The 17,216-nt window shown below is 40.0% G+C and carries 18 protein-coding genes; 2 read left to right on the top strand and 16 right to left on the bottom strand.

All coding sequences use genetic code 11. From position 1 onward, the window contains the following. Positions 1 to 186 precede the first annotated feature (186 nt). The 7 genes from AC2CZC_RS16460 to AC2CZC_RS16430 all read right to left on the bottom strand — a co-directional run bounded on the left by AC2CZC_RS16460 (position 187) and on the right by AC2CZC_RS16430 (position 6,435). Positions 187 to 1,341: a serine hydrolase domain-containing protein gene (locus AC2CZC_RS16460; RefSeq protein WP_484582620.1), complete on the bottom strand. Its 1,155-nt coding sequence runs from the start codon at positions 1,339 to 1,341 to the stop codon at positions 187 to 189. Between the two features lie 265 nt (positions 1,342 to 1,606). Further along, positions 1,607 to 2,602 (bottom strand): transposase, encoded by a 996-nt coding sequence (locus AC2CZC_RS16455; RefSeq protein ID WP_484582619.1) that lies wholly within the window; start codon positions 2,600 to 2,602, stop codon positions 1,607 to 1,609. A 532-nt stretch (positions 2,603 to 3,134) separates the two neighbouring features. Beyond that, positions 3,135 to 3,668 carry a hypothetical protein gene (locus AC2CZC_RS16450; RefSeq protein WP_063360018.1) on the bottom strand — a complete coding sequence of 178 codons (534 nt, stop codon included), beginning with the start codon at positions 3,666 to 3,668 and terminating at the stop codon, positions 3,135 to 3,137. A gap of 2 nt (positions 3,669 to 3,670) precedes the next feature. After that, the gene (locus AC2CZC_RS16445; protein ID WP_211037571.1) at positions 3,671 to 3,988 is read right to left on the bottom strand and encodes a hypothetical protein; all 318 of its coding nucleotides are present in this window, start codon (positions 3,986 to 3,988) and stop codon (positions 3,671 to 3,673) included. A 476-nt stretch (positions 3,989 to 4,464) separates the two neighbouring features. Beyond that, positions 4,465 to 5,007, bottom strand: a complete 543-nt coding sequence (locus AC2CZC_RS16440; protein ID WP_484582618.1) for a hypothetical protein — start codon at positions 5,005 to 5,007, stop codon at positions 4,465 to 4,467. Between the two features lie 267 nt (positions 5,008 to 5,274). Then, positions 5,275 to 5,850, bottom strand: coding sequence for a YceI family protein (locus AC2CZC_RS16435; RefSeq protein ID WP_046355062.1), 576 nt, complete (start codon positions 5,848 to 5,850; stop codon positions 5,275 to 5,277). 39 nt (positions 5,851 to 5,889) lie between these two features. Beyond that, positions 5,890 to 6,435: a cytochrome b gene (locus AC2CZC_RS16430; RefSeq protein WP_484582617.1), complete on the bottom strand. Its 546-nt coding sequence runs from the start codon at positions 6,433 to 6,435 to the stop codon at positions 5,890 to 5,892. A 135-nt stretch (positions 6,436 to 6,570) separates the two neighbouring features. On the opposite strand from AC2CZC_RS16430, the gene AC2CZC_RS16425 reads away from it, so the two are divergent. Further along, positions 6,571 to 7,467, top strand: coding sequence for a LysR family transcriptional regulator (locus tag AC2CZC_RS16425; protein ID WP_484582616.1), 897 nt, complete (start codon positions 6,571 to 6,573; stop codon positions 7,465 to 7,467). A 25-nt stretch (positions 7,468 to 7,492) separates the two neighbouring features. Here AC2CZC_RS16425 and AC2CZC_RS16420 read toward each other — a convergent pair whose 3' ends face one another. The 5 genes from AC2CZC_RS16420 to AC2CZC_RS16400 form a co-directional block, all read right to left on the bottom strand. Further along, positions 7,493 to 7,915 carry a cupin domain-containing protein gene (locus AC2CZC_RS16420; protein ID WP_484582615.1) on the bottom strand — a complete coding sequence of 141 codons (423 nt, stop codon included), beginning with the start codon at positions 7,913 to 7,915 and terminating at the stop codon, positions 7,493 to 7,495. 161 nt (positions 7,916 to 8,076) lie between these two features. Further along, on the bottom strand, positions 8,077 to 9,633 hold the full coding sequence (locus tag AC2CZC_RS16415; protein WP_484582614.1) for a SulP family inorganic anion transporter: 1,557 nt from the start codon (positions 9,631 to 9,633) through the stop codon (positions 8,077 to 8,079). Positions 9,634 to 9,745: 112 nt separating this feature from the next. Further along, entirely contained in the window at positions 9,746 to 10,207 is a 462-nt protein-coding gene (locus AC2CZC_RS16410) for an Lrp/AsnC family transcriptional regulator (RefSeq protein ID WP_023398345.1), read from the bottom strand. Positions 10,208 to 10,254: 47 nt separating this feature from the next. Further along, positions 10,255 to 10,896, bottom strand: a complete 642-nt coding sequence (locus tag AC2CZC_RS16405) for an MBL fold metallo-hydrolase (protein WP_484582613.1) — start codon at positions 10,894 to 10,896, stop codon at positions 10,255 to 10,257. A 1-nt stretch (position 10,897) separates the two neighbouring features. After that, positions 10,898 to 12,688 carry a M14 family metallopeptidase gene (locus AC2CZC_RS16400; RefSeq protein WP_484582612.1) on the bottom strand — a complete coding sequence of 597 codons (1,791 nt, stop codon included), beginning with the start codon at positions 12,686 to 12,688 and terminating at the stop codon, positions 10,898 to 10,900. A gap of 141 nt (positions 12,689 to 12,829) precedes the next feature. Here AC2CZC_RS16400 and AC2CZC_RS16395 point away from each other — a divergent pair, with 141 nt between their 5' ends. After that, positions 12,830 to 13,657, top strand: coding sequence for an SDR family oxidoreductase (locus tag AC2CZC_RS16395; protein WP_484582611.1), 828 nt, complete (start codon positions 12,830 to 12,832; stop codon positions 13,655 to 13,657). Between the two features lie 107 nt (positions 13,658 to 13,764). Here AC2CZC_RS16395 and rplT read toward each other — a convergent pair whose 3' ends face one another. From rplT to thrS, 4 genes are all read right to left on the bottom strand, one after another. Further along, positions 13,765 to 14,124: a 50S ribosomal protein L20 gene (rplT, locus tag AC2CZC_RS16390; protein WP_023398349.1), complete on the bottom strand. Its 360-nt coding sequence runs from the start codon at positions 14,122 to 14,124 to the stop codon at positions 13,765 to 13,767. Positions 14,125 to 14,139: 15 nt separating this feature from the next. After that, entirely contained in the window at positions 14,140 to 14,340 is a 201-nt protein-coding gene (gene rpmI / locus AC2CZC_RS16385) for a 50S ribosomal protein L35 (protein WP_023398350.1), read from the bottom strand. 215 nt (positions 14,341 to 14,555) lie between these two features. Further along, on the bottom strand, positions 14,556 to 15,119 hold the full coding sequence (infC, locus tag AC2CZC_RS16380) for a translation initiation factor IF-3 (RefSeq protein WP_484582610.1): 564 nt from the start codon (positions 15,117 to 15,119) through the stop codon (positions 14,556 to 14,558). Between the two features lie 61 nt (positions 15,120 to 15,180). After that, a complete protein-coding gene (gene thrS, locus AC2CZC_RS16375) occupies positions 15,181 to 17,091 on the bottom strand; it encodes a threonine--tRNA ligase (RefSeq protein ID WP_284019447.1) in 1,911 nt (636 codons plus the stop codon). Between the last annotated feature and the right edge of the window lie 125 nt (positions 17,092 to 17,216).

Genomic DNA, 17,216 nt, shown 5'->3' with positions numbered 1-17,216 from the left:
TCAATTACTCAGTTACATAACAAACTGCCCGAACCCAAAAACACCCCGACTTGGCTAGCATTGTTTTCGGCAAAAAAATGAATTGTACTTGTCCAAATGACTGCAAAAAGCGAGGCCGTGTAATTTAACTTGCCTTACTAATTGCCCGCCACGATAAACCTTTATTTTTTGAAAACTAAAATTAAACTAAAAAATTTCAGGGTCAGTCACATCCCAAATTTTAAGTTTAGTTAGGAGTTTCGGCATTTCGTAAGTAAAAACATTTGCATCAAGTGAAGAGCTATTACACATACCAATAAAGGCGACTTGCTCTTTGTGCCTACGGATATAACTCGTACTTGTCCCCATCCATCCGCCATTGTGCAGCGTATAATTAGGCTCAATATACTGCCCGTTAGCATAAAAAGTTATTCCGTTGTTTTCGTAGGTGTGTTGACTATTTGGCGTATTGAATTGAGCCATCAATTTATTAGGAACATCTCCTAATTTCGGGTTATAAAAGTGATTATCCCAAATCAACATATCTTCCAGTGTGGTGTAAAGACCACCGTCACCTACTACAAAAATATTCGTTTCATAACTCTTTAATACATTATCTTTGAATGTTCTATATCCTTGGGCACGATTAAGTACTATCTCTCGCATATCGTCAGCAAAAAAAGTGTTATGCATACCAAGCGGTTCAAACATGTGCTTTGTCGTGTACTCCCGCATGGACATTCCACTGACCTTAGCAACTAACTCCGACAATAAAAAGTAAGCGAAGTTGCTATAGGCTTGTTGAGTATCAGGTTGATGCTCTAAAGGAAGCGATTTTATGACATCGTAATATTCATCTTTAGTCAGGTAATCCTCATCACCAAGCCTGAAAGGACCACCAGCAGAAGACAGTAATGGTTTAGGTAAAAGCGGTTTGAGTGTATCGTAATCTGCCATCCCTGAAACGTGACCTAACATCGAGTTAATAGTGACTTTTACACCAAAGTCTTTCAAATCGGGAAGATATTTACGTATATCATCATCAAGGTTAATTTTCCCTGCATCTGCTAGTAACAATACCGAAAACCCAGTGAATTGCTTGGATACAGAAGCCATACGAAATACTGATATTGAACTAAGAGGAACTTGATGTTCGATGTTTGCCAAACCATAGCTTTTCTTGAATAAGAATTGTTGATTTTTAATGATGCCAACTGAACACCCAGGCCCACTAGCCGGTATAGACTCTTCTGCAATTTTATCAATTTCCATTTCCAGTAGAGTTAGTTGGGTTTCGTTTCCCATAACAGTAAATGAAAGCAACAAAATAACCCCAGCGATTACTTGAATACTTTTACTCATCAATATTCCTTTATTTTACTACAATTAGTTACACGTCTTAAGTTTGCTTTTTTTGTGGATAAAATCAACAATGAATTTGTGTCTGTCCTATTTCGCTCCTTTTAAAAGCGAAGCAAATTTCGAGATATCATTACAAAACAATGGGCTCTTCACTATAGAAATATCGAGAAACACCTGTCATTAGACATCAACTTCTAATAGGAATGTTTTCACTTTTTTAAGCAAGCAAAAACTTGATTTATAAGTAAGGCTTAAACAAGTTTTACTAACCTACTCCCTTATACCAATTTACATCATTTTTAGCGGCATGCGCTCTTAATACCCTTTTCGAGCCTGCAAAGTTGCCATAGTGATTACCATAATTTTGCACTCTATCTAACCAAGTTACCTCTTCAATTTTCAGTGATACTAGAATATCGGGCACACTCTTTGGTATGTACCCTTTCTTTTTCGGATGAACATGACGACCTGTCCAATCAACTAACTCGAGGTAATCCAAAAACGAAAAAGGTAATGTATTTTCATACTCTCTTGTTCCAAACGATTTTAGTATTTTTGGCTGTTTGATTTGATGCGCATTTTCATTATTTAGATTAGATTTTTGTGCGTTTGGTTTGGCATTTTTAAAGTGCCTTATGCGCTCTTGAATTGAGGTCAAATCACTACCCTCTAGATTATTTGCCATGTTAGCTCGGATTGAGTTTAAATCTACGTAAGCCATACAACTGAGCAATGCCGTTTCATCTAGCAAGGCTTGAGACTTGTACCGCCCTTCCCAGTATTTACCCGTACAACCATCTTCTTTATTTGCTTCTTTTGCTATGTATTCATTGAGGTTTTTCATAAACCAGCTGATGTCGTATAAGCGAGATCGCCACTTTTCAATCAGTTCCCATACAAGCAATTGCTCTGCTTCACTGAGAATATCGCCGTGAATGTATCTATCAATGATTGGGCTGCCCTTGTACAACTTATACCATCTAAATATTACCTCGTTATTTGACCAACTAAGTGCTTGCTGCCTATTCACTTTAACAACCAAATGATAGTGATTACTCATAATGGCATAAGCCGCTATTTCAATGGCAAATACACTGCTTAGCAACTTTACTCTCTCGACTAACCATGTTCGTCTGTGGTCAAAGTTTTTACTTGTGTATTCGTCTTCCCCACACAAAAAAGCACGGCGTACACACCGTGCTATTAAGTGATAATAAGACGTCGACGACAAATCTATCAGTGCTTTCCGTGCTCTTGTCATTCCGATTCAACTCAACTTAAAACTGGATATTTCATCAGTAGTCCATTAACGTGATTTGAGCAATAAATTTGTGCCTGTCCTATTTAGCTCATTTACCTGTGTATTCATCTTCTCCGCACAAAAAAGCACGGCGTACACACCGCGCTATTAAGTGATAATAAGACGTCGACGACAAATCTATCAGTGCTTTCCTTGCTCTTGTCATTTCCATTCAACTCAACTTAAAACTGGATATTTAAACAGTAGTCAATTAACGTGATTTGAGCAATAAATTTGTGCCTGTCCTATTTCGCTTCTTCTTGAACTATTATTAGCGTAGCCACAAAGTTTAAAATATAAACATGGACAGACATATTTCAAATACTGAGTCTCTGTCAATTACCACTATTTCCTGTTCAACTTAAATTAAAACTACATATTTACACAGTGGCTGAGTAGCTTAATTTCAGCAAAAATTTGTGCCTGCCCCATATGATTTACATACCCTTTAACGATACAAAAACGACCAATCGTTTATACTGTCACCCTACTTTTATGGTAACTTCACCTTAGAAAGTAAACTCATAATCGTTTTTTGGTCAAATTTTCCCCCTATTTGAAATATGCTTTGACTCTTTTTGTTTATAATAAATACCTCGTCAAAACTTCTATGGTTACTTATTAAGGTAAAAACTGCCCATTCAGAAGACTCATAAACATTTATTTCATGTTCGGACTTCAACTCATGTATCTCGTAAGCAATTGAGTAGTCTACTTTAAGGTTATTTTTTAATGCTAGGGCTAGAAAGTAACGATATGCCGATAAACCATATTTTTTATGAAGTCCACCCGTTGCATTTTCCACCGTTTGTACTTGAAAAATATACTCACGCCCATCGTATACTATTGACATAGATGTGTATTTTGAATTTAACACATTCAGATAACTTACATTTTCTGGCTCCAAGCACAATTTGATAGCAGAAACTTCTAGCCAATAAGGGGTGCCACTACAAGATGACTGTGGAAATTGGCTAGCACTGGCGGTACAAGTGAAAATGGATAATAGTATTAATATTAACCTCATAGCTAAATACCTAAGGACGCCAATTTCAATGAAGTTTTATAGTCTAAAATTACTTTTTTAGCACAAGTTAAAGATTGCTCTTCCTTTAATTGGTTAATCGCACTCTTTGTAAAGTTTTTCGCAACCCATGTAATGGTCGCTTTTCCGCCTGTTGGAGTAGGCACCCACTTTAGTGCGGTTGTACACTTTTGAGTTTCAATTACCATTTTCCCAAATATTTCAGCTACCTTTTCATTAACCTCACCGGTGAACTTTAGATTAATTCCAGCGCCTTTGTAAAAAGCATTAATGGCATCTTTGACTGAATTTGCTTCGTTCATGCATCTTTCTCCTTAATTGATACAAACAGTGTACTTAACTGCTCTAATCATACAGAACACGTAGTTGAACTAATATAATACTATTAGCTAGGCCCAATAAATGAGAGAATATACTTAGCTGGTAATCCCCCATTTTTAATAGCCATCAAAAAGATAGATTCTGCTTTGCATAAGCAGTTAAAACGTGCACTTGCATGCTTACTTCATATTGAATCGTCACCACTTTAGAAATAAATTTGTGTCTGCCTTTTACTACTTTGCATAAAACGCACAGGATCAAAGTTAACCTTACAAACTTAGCAACGGCTGTTTTTATATTGGGGAATACCGTACTTTTCAGTTAGATTCCGGCTCACTGAAATGCGACTGATATTTAGCAAGATAAAAGTAAAGAGGTAGTAATAACTACCCAATCGAACTTTCTTAATTTGGGCAAAGGGAGTAACATATTTATCACATTTACTTTACCCTCAGGTTTAATACTCTATCCTTGAAAGAATATCTAAAACTCCCTTTTCATCAAACTCACCTGTAATTTGATAAATCACATCACTATCTATTTTATTTAAATAAATCCTGTCATAATCTGCATTACTTCCTGTAATAGTAAAAGCGAATACATTGCCTTTTTTATAAACTTTCATCTTATTTGATTTATCTATATCAAACGCTTCTTTTATTAACCCCAAATTATCAGTTTTTAATGTGCCTTCATACAAGCTCAAAAAAAACTCATGCACAGTCAGGTTAAATTTCTTATGGAGATTTGAGATTGAAATATCTGGAGGGTTAAGACCAATCGTTAATTCCTCACCATTACTGAGTATGGTTACCGTTTGTTCAGACAACCCAAGAAAGTTTATTCTTTCTAAGTTGCTTGTCAGTGGGCAAAAAGACACATCAACAATATTTAACTGTAAGGTACCTGTTGAGCACTTTAATTTGGGGAATTGCAATATAGCACTTGCAAGTGCATTACTAGATATAATCAATAACAAAAAAGAAATTATTATGTTCATTTTATATGCCTGATGCTGCAATCTGTAGTTTAGTCCTATAATTACGAACTACCTCTTTAGCACACGTTAATGATTGCTTTGATTCTATCTGCCTTAAAACACTTTGAGAAAAGTTTTTTACGATCCAAGATATTGTTGCCTTCCCTCCACTGGGCCTTGGAACCCAGTTTAATGCAGTTGTGCATTTCTGAGTTGCAAAGATCATTTCACCAAAGACTTCAGCTACACGATCTCAGCTAACCCAACTTATCCAAATGCACTTAAGGCTTAAAGGCGAATACCTTCAATATGTAATTCAAGCGTCACGTGTGTCGATGCTGGACCTAAGTTATAGTCGATCCCAAAGTCTTTTAGTTTTAGTGATGTTTCGCCAGAAAAACCAACACGGTAGCCACCCCAAGGATCTTGCCCTTCGCCAATTTTTTCAACTGGGAATGTAATTGTTCTTTTTACACCGTTCAGCTCTAGTAAGCCTGTTAACTTGGCTTCTTTGTCGTTTACTTGCTCATACTTGGTACTTTCAAAGGTTGCTTGTGGGAATTTCTTCACATTCAAAAAATCTTTACCACGTAAGTGTTTATCACGCTCAGCGTGGTTTGAGTCAATACTAGCTGTGTTGATCACAATATCGATTTTAGACTCATTTGGCTTGTTTTTGTCATAGCTAAATTTACCATCAAAATCATTGAACCGACCTGTTAGCCAGCTGTAGCCTAGGTGCTTAATTTTAAAGTTGATAAATGCATGTGCACCGGCTTTATCTACTTTGTACTCGGCTGCGTTCGCTGTTCCAGCCATTAATAAGCCTGTTGCTAATACCGCACTCACGATACCCTTTTTCATAATTTGCCCTTAAATATTCTATAAATAAATTAAAATACGTTATTTTGATACTTTTAAAATACGACTTAAGCCGCCGTCTTTATTGATAAATTGATGTTTCAGTGCTGCTAACATGTGTACTGCCACAAATCCGATTAAACTCCATGCAAGCCAAAAATGTATATCGCCCACAATGTCTTCTTGGTTGTCAAAAGACCAAGACACTGCTGGGATTTCAAACAGCTCAAATACACTTATCGGCCTACCATCTGCGGTTGAGATAAAATAACCACTGAGTAAAAGAAGCAACATCAACACATATAAAAGCTGATGTCCCACTCTCGCAGCAATCTGTTCTAACTTTGGTCCAGGTAGCGCTTTTGGTTTTGAATTTAGCTGTCGCCACGCCACTCTAAATAACCACACGCCCATCAATACGATGCCCAGCGATTTATGTAAATCTAATGACCCTTTATACCAAGCGTCATAATAGGTTAACTCGACCATGTACAATCCAAGACCAAACATGAAAAAGATGGCCACTGCCATGAACCAATGCACGGCGATGCTTACCCAACCATAACCCTGATCGCTATTTTTTAGCATATGAAACCCACACCTTTAAAAAAACTGAGACTAGATTACCGCGCATAAGTGACATTGAGTAGTGCACAAATTAAAGAACTATTGTGCAAAAAAATATATACTCAAGATCTAGACGAAGTGAAAAATATTATATTTATGCAGAAATTGAATTGGGATGATTTTAAAGTTGCCCATACCGTTGCAAAGGCAGGCTCGCTTGCAAAAGCTGCGACTATTTTAAAGTGTAACCATACTACCGTATTGCGACATATCAATCGTTTGGAGGACGCACTCAATGTAACTTTGTTTATCCGCCATCAAAGAGGATATCAACTTACGGACGCAGGTCAGATAATGAGTGAAACTCTCGAAGAGCTAAACACCCAGTTTATCGCTTTGGAAGACACTCTCCAGAGCATTCAGCAAGATTTTAGCGGCAAAATTCGCATCACAACCGTGACCTCTTACTCTCCCCTGTTAGTACCAGCAATGCAACAGTTCAGAAAGCAATACCCAAAAGTCAGGATCGAACTACTGGCCACCGATGAAGTTATCCCGCCGCAAAGTGGCAATATTCATGTTTCATTACGAGCAGGCCCTGAGCCAAAAGAACCTGATTTAATAGCCAAGCATGTGATCTCATTAAAAATGTCTTACTTTGCATCCAAAGAGTACATGTCAGAATATGGCTTACCGCAAAGCGAAGATGAATTTAATCGATTCCATTGGCTAATGCCCGACAGTTCAAAACATCATATTCCGTTTATCAACCAAGTGATCAAACACTTAAAAAACGACAGCATTGTGTACACTAGCAATCAATTTTCGGACATACAGTCGGCTGTTGTCAGCGGCATGGGCATAGGACCACTCTCTGAGAATGATGCCATTAAGCATCCAAATTTAGTGAGGTTAGATGGCTGCCCGCTTCTGTGTACAGAGAACGTTGGCGCCCTTTGGTATACCTACCACAAGGATCTCAAGCAAAATGCAAAAATACGTGCACTTTATGAGTATTTAGTTGAGCACACTCAGCACTTATCAGTGGTATAAGTGCTTCGCTTTTCAAACACCATAGTTAGTGTTTTTTCACCGTAATATCTTTACCCTGCTCACCGGCATAAAACACAATGATGCGTACATCTTCTTTACCCACCGCTTTGCCCTTATGCCACTGGTTCACAAGCTCAACAATAGGCTCTCCTGATTTTAGAATGAGCAGTTCACCAGTTTGCTTAGTAACATGTAACTCACCAGATAACACAACCCCCGCATTAATGACTGGGTGAAGGTGCAGCGGCAGCTCTGTGCCTGCTGGAATATGAATATCTAGCAGTGTAATTTCAGGTTTGCCTTGAGGGTATGCTGGTAAAGGTGTGCCATCCCAGCTTTGCGATGTTTTTGTTAAGGTTTTTACCGTCACTGTATTACTATCAGCAATCGCATTGCCACTGAGCAAACATGCCATAGCAATTATCGAGAGTACAAGTTTTGTTTTCATGGTTTGTGTTTTTAAAATTTAATTACAGGCTACTTTAGATCATTGCTGCAAACATGTACACGTGTATTGGTAAAGGTCATCCAATACATAACATACCGGGATAGTAATGTGATCACAATAAAAAAGCCCGCATTGAGCGGGCTTGTCTAATTCATTAATACTTAGGCTAGCTTGTCTGAAGCCACTTTGTATTTAGGGTCTTCAATCACGTTGATTTCAACCAAATCTGATGCGTTATCAAGTAGCTGCTTACAATCCTCACTTAAGTGACGTAAGTGCAGTTTTTTACCTGCTTTAGTATATTTCTCAGCTAGCGCATCAATGGCTTCAATAGCACTGTGGTCCGCAACGCGACTATGCTTGAATTCAACAATCACATCATCTGGATCGTTAGCAACATCAAACAATTCTGAGAAGTTTTTTACTGAACCGAAGAATAGTGGGCCGTGTAGCTCATATACTTTAGAGCCTTCGTCATCGATATAGTTATTTGTGTAAATGTGCTTCGCGTGCTCCCAAGCAAATACAAGCGCAGAGACAATCACACCCACACATACCGCAATTGCAAGGTCCGTGATCACAGTCACACCAGATACCAACACAATCACAAACGCGTCACTCTTAGGGATACGCTTCATTAAACGGAAGCTTGACCATTCAAATGTGCCAAGTACAACCATAAACATAACACCAACAAGTGCCGCAAGTGGGATCATCTCGATTAAGCTTGCCGCAAATAAAATGAAGCCAAGTAGTAATAATGCCGCTGTAATACCCGATAGTCGGCTGCGACCACCTGAGTTAATATTGATCATTGATTGACCAATCATCGCACAACCACCCATCGCACCAAACACACCACACGTTACGTTTGCAGCACCTTGGCCAACACATTCACGGTTACTGTTACCACGAGTTTCTGTGATTTCGTCAATCAGTGTTAATGTCAGTAGTGATTCAATTAAACCGATAGCAGCTAAGATAAGTGCATATGGGAAGATAATTTTAAGCGTTTCAAGGTTCCAAGGTACGTCTGGGATATGGAATGCAGGGAAACCACCCGCAATTGTCGCATCTACATTACCGCTCATGTCTTTAAGGTAATCAAGTACATTGCGCGCATCTAAATCAAAGCCAATTACAATACCCGTCACGACTAGAATAGCTGCTAAGCTTGATGGCACAGCCGTTGTCAGCTTTGGCAGGAAATGAATAATGGCCATAGTTAATGCAACTAAGCCCGCCATGATATACAGCTCTGAGCCTTGCATCCACTGAAGAGTACCTGACTCGTCCATGACTTTAAACTGGCCTAATTGCGCTAAGAAAATAACAATGGCCAAACCATTTACAAAGCCAAGCATAACCGGGTGCGGAACCATTCGGATAAACTTGCCTAGCTTAAATATACCGGCCAATATCTGTAAAATACCCATCAATAAGACGGTGGCGAAGAGGTATTCAACGCCATGTTCAACCACAAGGCTTACCATAACTACTGCAAGTGCACCAGTTGCACCTGAAATCATTCCTGGACGACCGCCAAAAATTGACGTTATCAATCCAACGATAAATGCTGCATACAAACCGACCAGTGGGTCGACTTGTGCAACAAATGCGAATGCGACCGCTTCTGGCACCAATGCTAATGCAACGGTTAAACCAGAAAGCACGTCGTTCTTAGCAGAGCTTGGCGCTTTGCCTATAAGATTAAACATTTATATCCCCAAGTGTTTTTACTACGACAGAAAAGCGCTGGATCCTATCAAAATCCAGCGCTTTTAACAAACATGATACATTATAGTGTTAAATTGAGATGTCTGTATGACACTATATGATTGGCAAGGCGGTTGAGCGTTTAACGCATGTCATGGTCACATTAGAGTGAACTTCTTGTACATATTCAAGGTTTAATAAATTATCACGAACAAACAACTCGTAACCTTCAATCCCTTTGGACACAATTCTAAGCATAAAGTCCATAGTACCAGCCATGGTATAGCACTCGGTCACTTCGTCATAGCTCATGATGAGCTTTTCGAATTCAGCAAGGTTGCTGCGACCGTGATTGGATAATTTGACATGGGCGTATACCAACATATCAAAGCCAAGTTGCTTTTCATCTAATAGCGCAACTTTTCCTTTTATGAATCCATCTTGTTCCAATTTGGCTATACGTCTCCAGCAAGGAGATTGCGATAATCCTACTTTGTCTGCAATTTCTGCTGTGGACAAACTCGCATCTTGCTGTAACAACGCTAGTATCTGACGATCAACTTGATTTAATGACATATTTTTCTTTATATTTTAATGTTAAATTTTACGCTATTCACGTAGCGCTACCCAAAGCGACCGCTCATAAATGGGTTATTACGCTTCTCGTACCCTATAGTGGTATCTTCTCCGTGACCACTCATTACTTTAGTTTCATCATCTAAAGTAAAAAGCTTTGTATTAATAGCGTGCTTGAGTTGTGAGGCATCTCCTTTAGGAAAATCAGTACGCCCCACTGAACCTTTAAACAGCACATCACCAACCAGTACTGTCGCACTTGCAGGTTCATAAAAAACCACGTGTCCAGGTGTATGCCCTGGACAATGTCTTACTTGTAATTGCAACTCACCCAACGAAACAACATCTCCCTCATCTAACCATCTATGAGGCAAAAAAGCACCGTGTGGCTCAAAACCAAACATTTGCGCTTGCATGGGCAAGCCATCAAGCCAAAACTTATCTTCTGCATGCGGGCCAACAATCTCTACACCGAACTCTTTGGCTAGTAGCTGACTCGCACCAACATGATCTAAATGGCCATGAGTGAGCAGGATAAATTCGATACTGAGATTATGTTGTTTGACTAATGCAATTATCTTCTCAGCATCCCCACCGGGATCTACTATGGCAGCTTTTCCTGTTTCGTCGCAAGCAATAACTCGACAGTTTTGCGCAAACGGCGTAACCGGTATTGTTAAAACTTTCATGTTACTGCTCCGCATACGAAAGTAAAATCGGATACTTTAAATAAGCTTGATCATAGTATGGTGTTTTTTCATACAGCCATTCAAGCCTTTGTTTATCGCTTTTGGCAAACTTTTTATCCTCGCGGATCTTTTTATCAAATGCCAAAGCAAGCTTAGGACTCTCTTTTAACATCTTCCTAGCGTATGGCTCAAGTGCATAATTTTCAACATATTCTGTGCGTTGAAATATGCTGTGGAAGTCACCCCACGCAAAAAATGAATCTGGCGCAGCCGGGTGAAGCAAATGCGTAGCCAGTTCAGAATAGTCTTGTTTAGTCGATACTTTCGTCCAACCAGCAAGCATAACCTCATCTTCGATTACAGTTGAAGTGAAAGATGCTTCAACTCTAAAACGCCCCTCAAATGGTGTTTTTGCGAAAGTATGCTCATCAACTTTAAGCTGTGTCAGCCCAGCCAATGACACATCTGCGGCAAGCTTTTCAACTTCTATACCGTGTAAAACAAGCTTATCAACTAAAGTCGTGTACTCGGGTGGGATATAAAAAGCATCGGGTACTTTAACGGTCAACTTAACGTCTTTTTGCCAATAAACCGGAAGCTTGTCATATTGAACTGGTTCACCGAGATACTTCACTTCCTGATGCCCAGACAAAGCACTTTCAAAGCTTTTATATTTAATCCCTTTAAAGTTTATGTAATCCGCTTCTTTACTGTAACCTCTAGCAACAACCAGTTCTGTTGGGTGGTTATGCTTTTCCGTTTCAATTGCTTTATCCAACGCCTTATACTGCTGCGCCAGTGCGTCAATCACACCATCAATAAAGACATAAGTACCCAATACGCGCTGTTTATATGGCTTTAATGAGTGATTCTCGACTAAAATAGTAGGTAGTCCTTTGACATCCCCCCAACCATTTGAAAACCTTGGCGAGGCAACCCAACCAGCTAGTCCTTTTTTAAGGTTTCGTTTGTCCATAACAAACACCAGCGGGCCTGGAATATGGCCTTGCTCAGTCAGTTTTTTATCAATAATCGGCGTAAACTGCTCTTCTAGCACTTTTGCTATCGCTGGAGATTCACTGGCAAAGCTGGGGTTAAACCCGTAGGTTACGTCATATTGGTAATCCGCGCCATCCGTTACATGCACATCAACATATAGCGATGGTGCGTAATCATTGATCACTTTCAAGACCGAGCGCACTCCCGGAGTCTCTAATTTGGTATAGTCGCGATTCAGATTTAAATTTTTTGAATTGGTTCTAAAACCCATGTTGATTGGGCCACGTTGATTAATACGGTTAAATGCACTGCTTCTTTCGTGACCATCGACATTTAAAATCGGGATAAACAGTATATTCACCTTGCTCAAAATATCGCGGCGCTTTCCTGTGGCGATATCTCTAAGCAACATAAACATGGCATCTTTACCATCGATTTCTCCCGCATGAATACCTGCTTGGATCAAGACCGTTGGCTTATTATTGTTTTTCATCATCGCAGGCGTAAATTGGCTATCTTCGACCGCCAAGAGCATATTAATGTCTCTTCCTTGATCGCTTGTACCAATTTTAATCGACTTAAACTGCGTTGGGTTTGATGCAACTAATCGCTTTATAAATGCGTTCGTTTGTTTGTAATTTGGGGACTCCAATCCGCCACTTAACTCAAAGTCTGTTGTTAAAAGTCCCTCTTGCTGCATTAGCTGCTCACTTTGGCCCTGCCATGGCTGCAAAGGAGGGAGATGACTATTCAAATTAAGTGTTGCGGAAAGCAGAACAATACCTAAACTCATAAACATTCTTTGTGTCTTTTTTGTATAAAGTTGATTATATCAATATTTTATTTAACGGCTTACAATGTGCGGTGATTCAACAAAAATTCACAGTTAACCGCACGATGACGCGGTCAACTTAAGGAAAGTTTAACGAAACCAATGAGTAAAAGTATTTTAATCACGGGGTGCTCTACCGGCATAGGTTTGTATTGTGCAAAAACACTGCATAACTCTGGGTACAAAGTTATTGCCTCAGTCAGGGACCCAAAACACCTTTCGATATTTGAAGAATTAGCGATACCTTGCATCTTACTCGACCTATCAGACGATAATTCGATACACCAAGGCTTCGAAGAAGCGCTTGAACTATGCGATGGAAAGCTCGATGTGCTCTTTAATAACGGTGCATATGGCCAGCCTGGTGCAGTTGAAGACTTACCTACTGATGTTTTAAGGCAGCAATTTGAAGTCAACTTTTTCGGCTGGCACACATTAACCCGTCTTGCCGTTGCACATATGCGCCAAAAGGGCCAAGGTAGAATTATACAAAATTCATCAGTGCTCGGATTAGTCGCACTGCCCTACCGTGGCGCATACAATGCCAGTAAATTTGCACTAGAAGGACTGACTGACACGCTAAGAATGGAGCTTGCTGAGACTGATATTCAAGTCAGCCTGATAGAACCTGGCCCAATCCTGTCAGATTTTAGAAAAAATGCCCGCCAAGCTTTTGAGCAACATATTGATATCGGATCCAGTTACCATAAAGATGAGTATCAAGCGCAGCTAACGAGGCTTAAAGCACAAACAGCACCACAAAAGTTCACACTCGGCCCGGAAGCAGTTTACGACAAGCTACTACATGCGATTGAGTCGCCAAAAGCGAAAGCTAGATATTATGTGACATTTCCGACTTATTTGATGGGTTACTTAAAACGTATTTTAAGTTCACGTTGGTTAGACAAATTACTACTTAAAAACAGATAGTAAAATGAGATACGTTAATGCAGCAAAAACGCATAGGTTAACTGTAAATAAGAACTAAAAAAGGAGCCAAAGGCTCCTTTTAAACATCGCTATACTTAATTAATAAATTAAGCTGCAAGACCTTCTTTTGCTTTCTCTACTAGAGCAGTGAAAGCTACTTGGTCGTATACTGCGATATCAGCTAGGATCTTACGATCGATTTCGATTGACGACTTTTTAAGGCCGTTAATGAAGCGGCTGTAAGATAGGCCGTTTTGACGTGCTGCAGCGTTAATACGTGCAATCCATAGTTGACGGAAAGTACGTTTCTTAGCGCGACGGTCACGGTATGCATATTGACCAGCTTTAGTTACAGCTTGGAACGCTACGCGGTAAACACGTGAACGTGCTCCGTAGTAACCTTTAGCTTGCTTTAATACTTTTTTGTGACGTGCACGTGCGATAACACCGCGTTTAACTCTTGCCATTTCTGATATCCTCTATTAAGCGAATGGTAACATACGATCGATAAGGCCTAGGTCATTCTTATGAACCATAGACTTAGCACGTAGGTGTAGTTTACGCTTTGAAGACTTCTTAGTCAGAATGTGACGAAGGTGCGACTGTTTACGCTTGTAACCGCCTGAAGCAGTCTTTTTGAAGCGCTTTGCAGCACCTCTGTGTGTTTTTAGCTTATAAGCCATTGCAATAACTCCAAATGATATTGCGTTTAATATATGCAAGTAGGCGGATGCGAACATCACTTTTAAGGCCCAACTTACACCCTATTCCGGCGAAGCTGAATGAAACAAACAGCTTACTTATTACCGGTTAACACAGGTGACTCAAGATTAAAAATCTCAGTACTTTCAATACCTGTGTTAAATTCTTTCAAAAATCGGCGCGAATTATGCCTGACTTATGCTTTTTTTGCAATAGGTGCCATCATCATAACCATCTGACGACCTTCAACACGATTTGGGAAAGACTCAACTTGAGCGATCTCTTCCAAATCTGCTTTTAAGCGGTTAAGCATGTCAATTGCGATTTCTTGGTGAGCCATTTCACGACCACGGAAACGTATGGTGATTTTCGCCTTGTCGCCACCTTCTAAGAACTTGCGCAAGTTACGAAGTTTAACTTGGTAGTCACCTTCGTCAGTGCCAGGACGGAATTTAATTTCTTTAACCTGGATCTGTTTTTGCTTTTTCTTCTGTTCTTTTTGTAATTTTGCTTTTTCAAAAACGAACTTACCATAGTCCATTATCTTGGCCACTGGTGGCTCAGCATTTGGACTGATTTCAACAAGGTCTAAACCTGCGTTTTCTGCTTGCGCTAGCGCATCTCTCGTAGAGACAATGCCCGCTTGCTCACCTTCAGCATCGATTAAGCGAACTTCTTTCGCTGTGATTTCATCATTGATACGATTCTTTTGAGCAGTAGTTTGCCCTTTTTTGCCGCCTCTAATGGTACGTTCCTCCAAAAAATCCAAAATTAAACGTGCGGCACTGTTGTAAATATGTTTGCCGCACGGGTTTCAAAAGTTAAACTCTGTTTTTAATCTCTTCGCTAATTTTAGCGACAAAATCATCCACAGAGAATTTGCCAAGGTCTTCACCCTTGCGCGTTCTTACTGCTAGCTCTTGTTGCTCAACTTCTTTATCGCCAACAACAAGTAAATAAGGTATACGTTTTAAAGTATGCTCGCGGATTTTAAAGCCAATCTTCTCATTTCTCAAGTCAGCACAAGCTCTTATTCCAAGTTTATTTAGTTTTTGCACCACTTCTTGGACATAATCAGCCTGTTTATCCGTGATATTCATGATAACAACCTGTTTTGGTGCCAACCATGTTGGGAAGAAACCAGCATACTCTTCGGTTAAAATACCGATGAAACGTTCAATCGAACCTAAAATCGCGCGGTGGATCATAACAGGCGTCTTACGCTCGTTATTTTCAGCGACATATGTCGCGCCCAAACGACCTGGTAACGCAAAGTCTAGCTGTACTGTACCACATTGCCAAGCACGCTCTAGGCAATCGTACAATGTGAACTCAATCTTAGGTCCGTAGAAGGCACCTTCACCCGGTAGGTATTCAAACTCAATGTCATTAGACTTAAGCGCTTCAGCAAGTGCTGCTTCTGCTTTGTCCCACATTTCGTCTTCACCAATACGCTTTTCAGGGCGAGTAGAAAGTTTTACAACTATCTTTTCAAAGCCAAATGTTTCATACGTATCGTAGACCATTTTAATACAAGATGAAACTTCATCCATGATCTGCTCTTCTGTACAGAATACATGAGCGTCATCTTGAGTAAATCCACGGACACGCATTAGGCCGTGTAGAGCACCTGACGGCTCATTACGGTGACAACAACCGAACTCAGCCATACGCAATGGTAAATCACGGTATGATTTCAAGCCTTGATTGAAGATTTGTACGTGACCTGGGCAGTTCATTGGTTTGATTGCATATTCACGCTTCTCAGATTCAGTCGTGAACATTGCATCTGAATACTTATCCCAGTGACCAGACTTTTCCCAAAGCCCTCTGTCCATCATCAATGGACCTTTGACTTCTTCGTAGTCGTATTCACGCAATTTTTCACGAACAAAGTCTTCTAGTTCGCGATAAATGCTCCAACCATCGTTGTGCCAGAATACCATGCCTGGCGCTTCTTCTTGCCAGTGCCATAAATCTAATGCTTTACCAATTTTACGGTGGTCACGTTTTTCAGCTTCTTCTAAACGCTTAAGGTATGCTTTTAACTGCTTTTTATCTGCCCAAGCTGTACCGTAGATACGCTGAAGCATTTTGTTGTCTGCATTACCACGCCAATATGCGCCTGCAACCTTCATAATTTTGAAGTGTTGGCAGAACTTCATGTTTGGCACGTGAGGACCACGACACATGTCAATGTATTCTTCGTGATGGTATAGGCCCGGACGGTCATCTTTAGCAACGTTCTCGTCTAAGATTTCCATCTTGTAACTTTCACCGCGAGATTCAAATGTGTCTCGAGCTTCTTGCCAGCTTACTTTCTTTTTAACAACATCATAATTTGTTTTTGCAAGCTGTAACATGCGCTTTTCAATAGCATCAAGGTCTTCTTGAGTTAGTGAATGCTCCATGTCGATGTCGTAATAAAAGCCATTGTCGATAGTTGGACCTATCGCCATTTTAGCTTCAGGGAAAAGTTGCTTTACCGCGTGGCCAATTAAGTGCGCACAAGAGTGACGAATGATCTCTAAACCGTCTTCGTCCTTTGCGGTAATAATTTCAAGATTAGCATCTTGTTCAATGATGTCACATGCATCTACACGCTCACCGTTAACACGGCCAGCAATGGTTGCTTTTGCAAGACCAGGGCCGATGTCTTTAGCAACATCAAGAGTAGAAACAGGGTTTTCGAAAATACGCTGACTGCCGTCAGGAAGAGTAATTACTGGCATTTTTAATCCTATTTACAGTGGTGACACCTACGCCGCGTCACATGTATCTATTATCAATTTTAAGTGTTAGTGTTGCCCATCAACGCTTTTACGAATAAGCATTGGTTATTCAGTGGTATGCTAAA

This window comes from Pseudoalteromonas sp. MMG033 (genome assembly GCF_057197785.1).
Note: the sequence above shows the minus strand (reverse complement) of the source record. Positions and strands in the feature narration are given on the sequence as shown.

Coding starts and splice junctions, on each gene's coding strand:
- AC2CZC_RS16460 (WP_484582620.1), bottom strand. CDS start 1,341: ATGAGTAAAAGTATTCAAGTAATCGCTGGGGTTATTTTGTTGCTTTCA.
- AC2CZC_RS16455 (WP_484582619.1), bottom strand. CDS start 2,602: ATGACAAGAGCACGGAAAGCACTGATAGATTTGTCGTCGACGTCTTAT.
- AC2CZC_RS16450 (WP_063360018.1), bottom strand. CDS start 3,668: ATGAGGTTAATATTAATACTATTATCCATTTTCACTTGTACCGCCAGT.
- AC2CZC_RS16445 (WP_211037571.1), bottom strand. CDS start 3,988: ATGAACGAAGCAAATTCAGTCAAAGATGCCATTAATGCTTTTTACAAA.
- AC2CZC_RS16440 (WP_484582618.1), bottom strand. CDS start 5,007: ATGAACATAATAATTTCTTTTTTGTTATTGATTATATCTAGTAATGCA.
- AC2CZC_RS16435 (WP_046355062.1), bottom strand. CDS start 5,850: ATGAAAAAGGGTATCGTGAGTGCGGTATTAGCAACAGGCTTATTAATG.
- AC2CZC_RS16430 (WP_484582617.1), bottom strand. CDS start 6,435: ATGCTAAAAAATAGCGATCAGGGTTATGGTTGGGTAAGCATCGCCGTG.
- AC2CZC_RS16425 (WP_484582616.1), top strand. CDS start 6,571: ATGCAGAAATTGAATTGGGATGATTTTAAAGTTGCCCATACCGTTGCA.
- AC2CZC_RS16420 (WP_484582615.1), bottom strand. CDS start 7,915: ATGAAAACAAAACTTGTACTCTCGATAATTGCTATGGCATGTTTGCTC.
- AC2CZC_RS16415 (WP_484582614.1), bottom strand. CDS start 9,633: ATGTTTAATCTTATAGGCAAAGCGCCAAGCTCTGCTAAGAACGACGTG.
- AC2CZC_RS16410 (WP_023398345.1), bottom strand. CDS start 10,207: ATGTCATTAAATCAAGTTGATCGTCAGATACTAGCGTTGTTACAGCAA.
- AC2CZC_RS16405 (WP_484582613.1), bottom strand. CDS start 10,896: ATGAAAGTTTTAACAATACCGGTTACGCCGTTTGCGCAAAACTGTCGA.
- AC2CZC_RS16400 (WP_484582612.1), bottom strand. CDS start 12,688: ATGAGTTTAGGTATTGTTCTGCTTTCCGCAACACTTAATTTGAATAGT.
- AC2CZC_RS16395 (WP_484582611.1), top strand. CDS start 12,830: ATGAGTAAAAGTATTTTAATCACGGGGTGCTCTACCGGCATAGGTTTG.
- rplT (WP_023398349.1), bottom strand. CDS start 14,124: ATGGCAAGAGTTAAACGCGGTGTTATCGCACGTGCACGTCACAAAAAA.
- rpmI (WP_023398350.1), bottom strand. CDS start 14,340: ATGGCTTATAAGCTAAAAACACACAGAGGTGCTGCAAAGCGCTTCAAA.
- thrS (WP_284019447.1), bottom strand. CDS start 17,091: ATGCCAGTAATTACTCTTCCTGACGGCAGTCAGCGTATTTTCGAAAAC.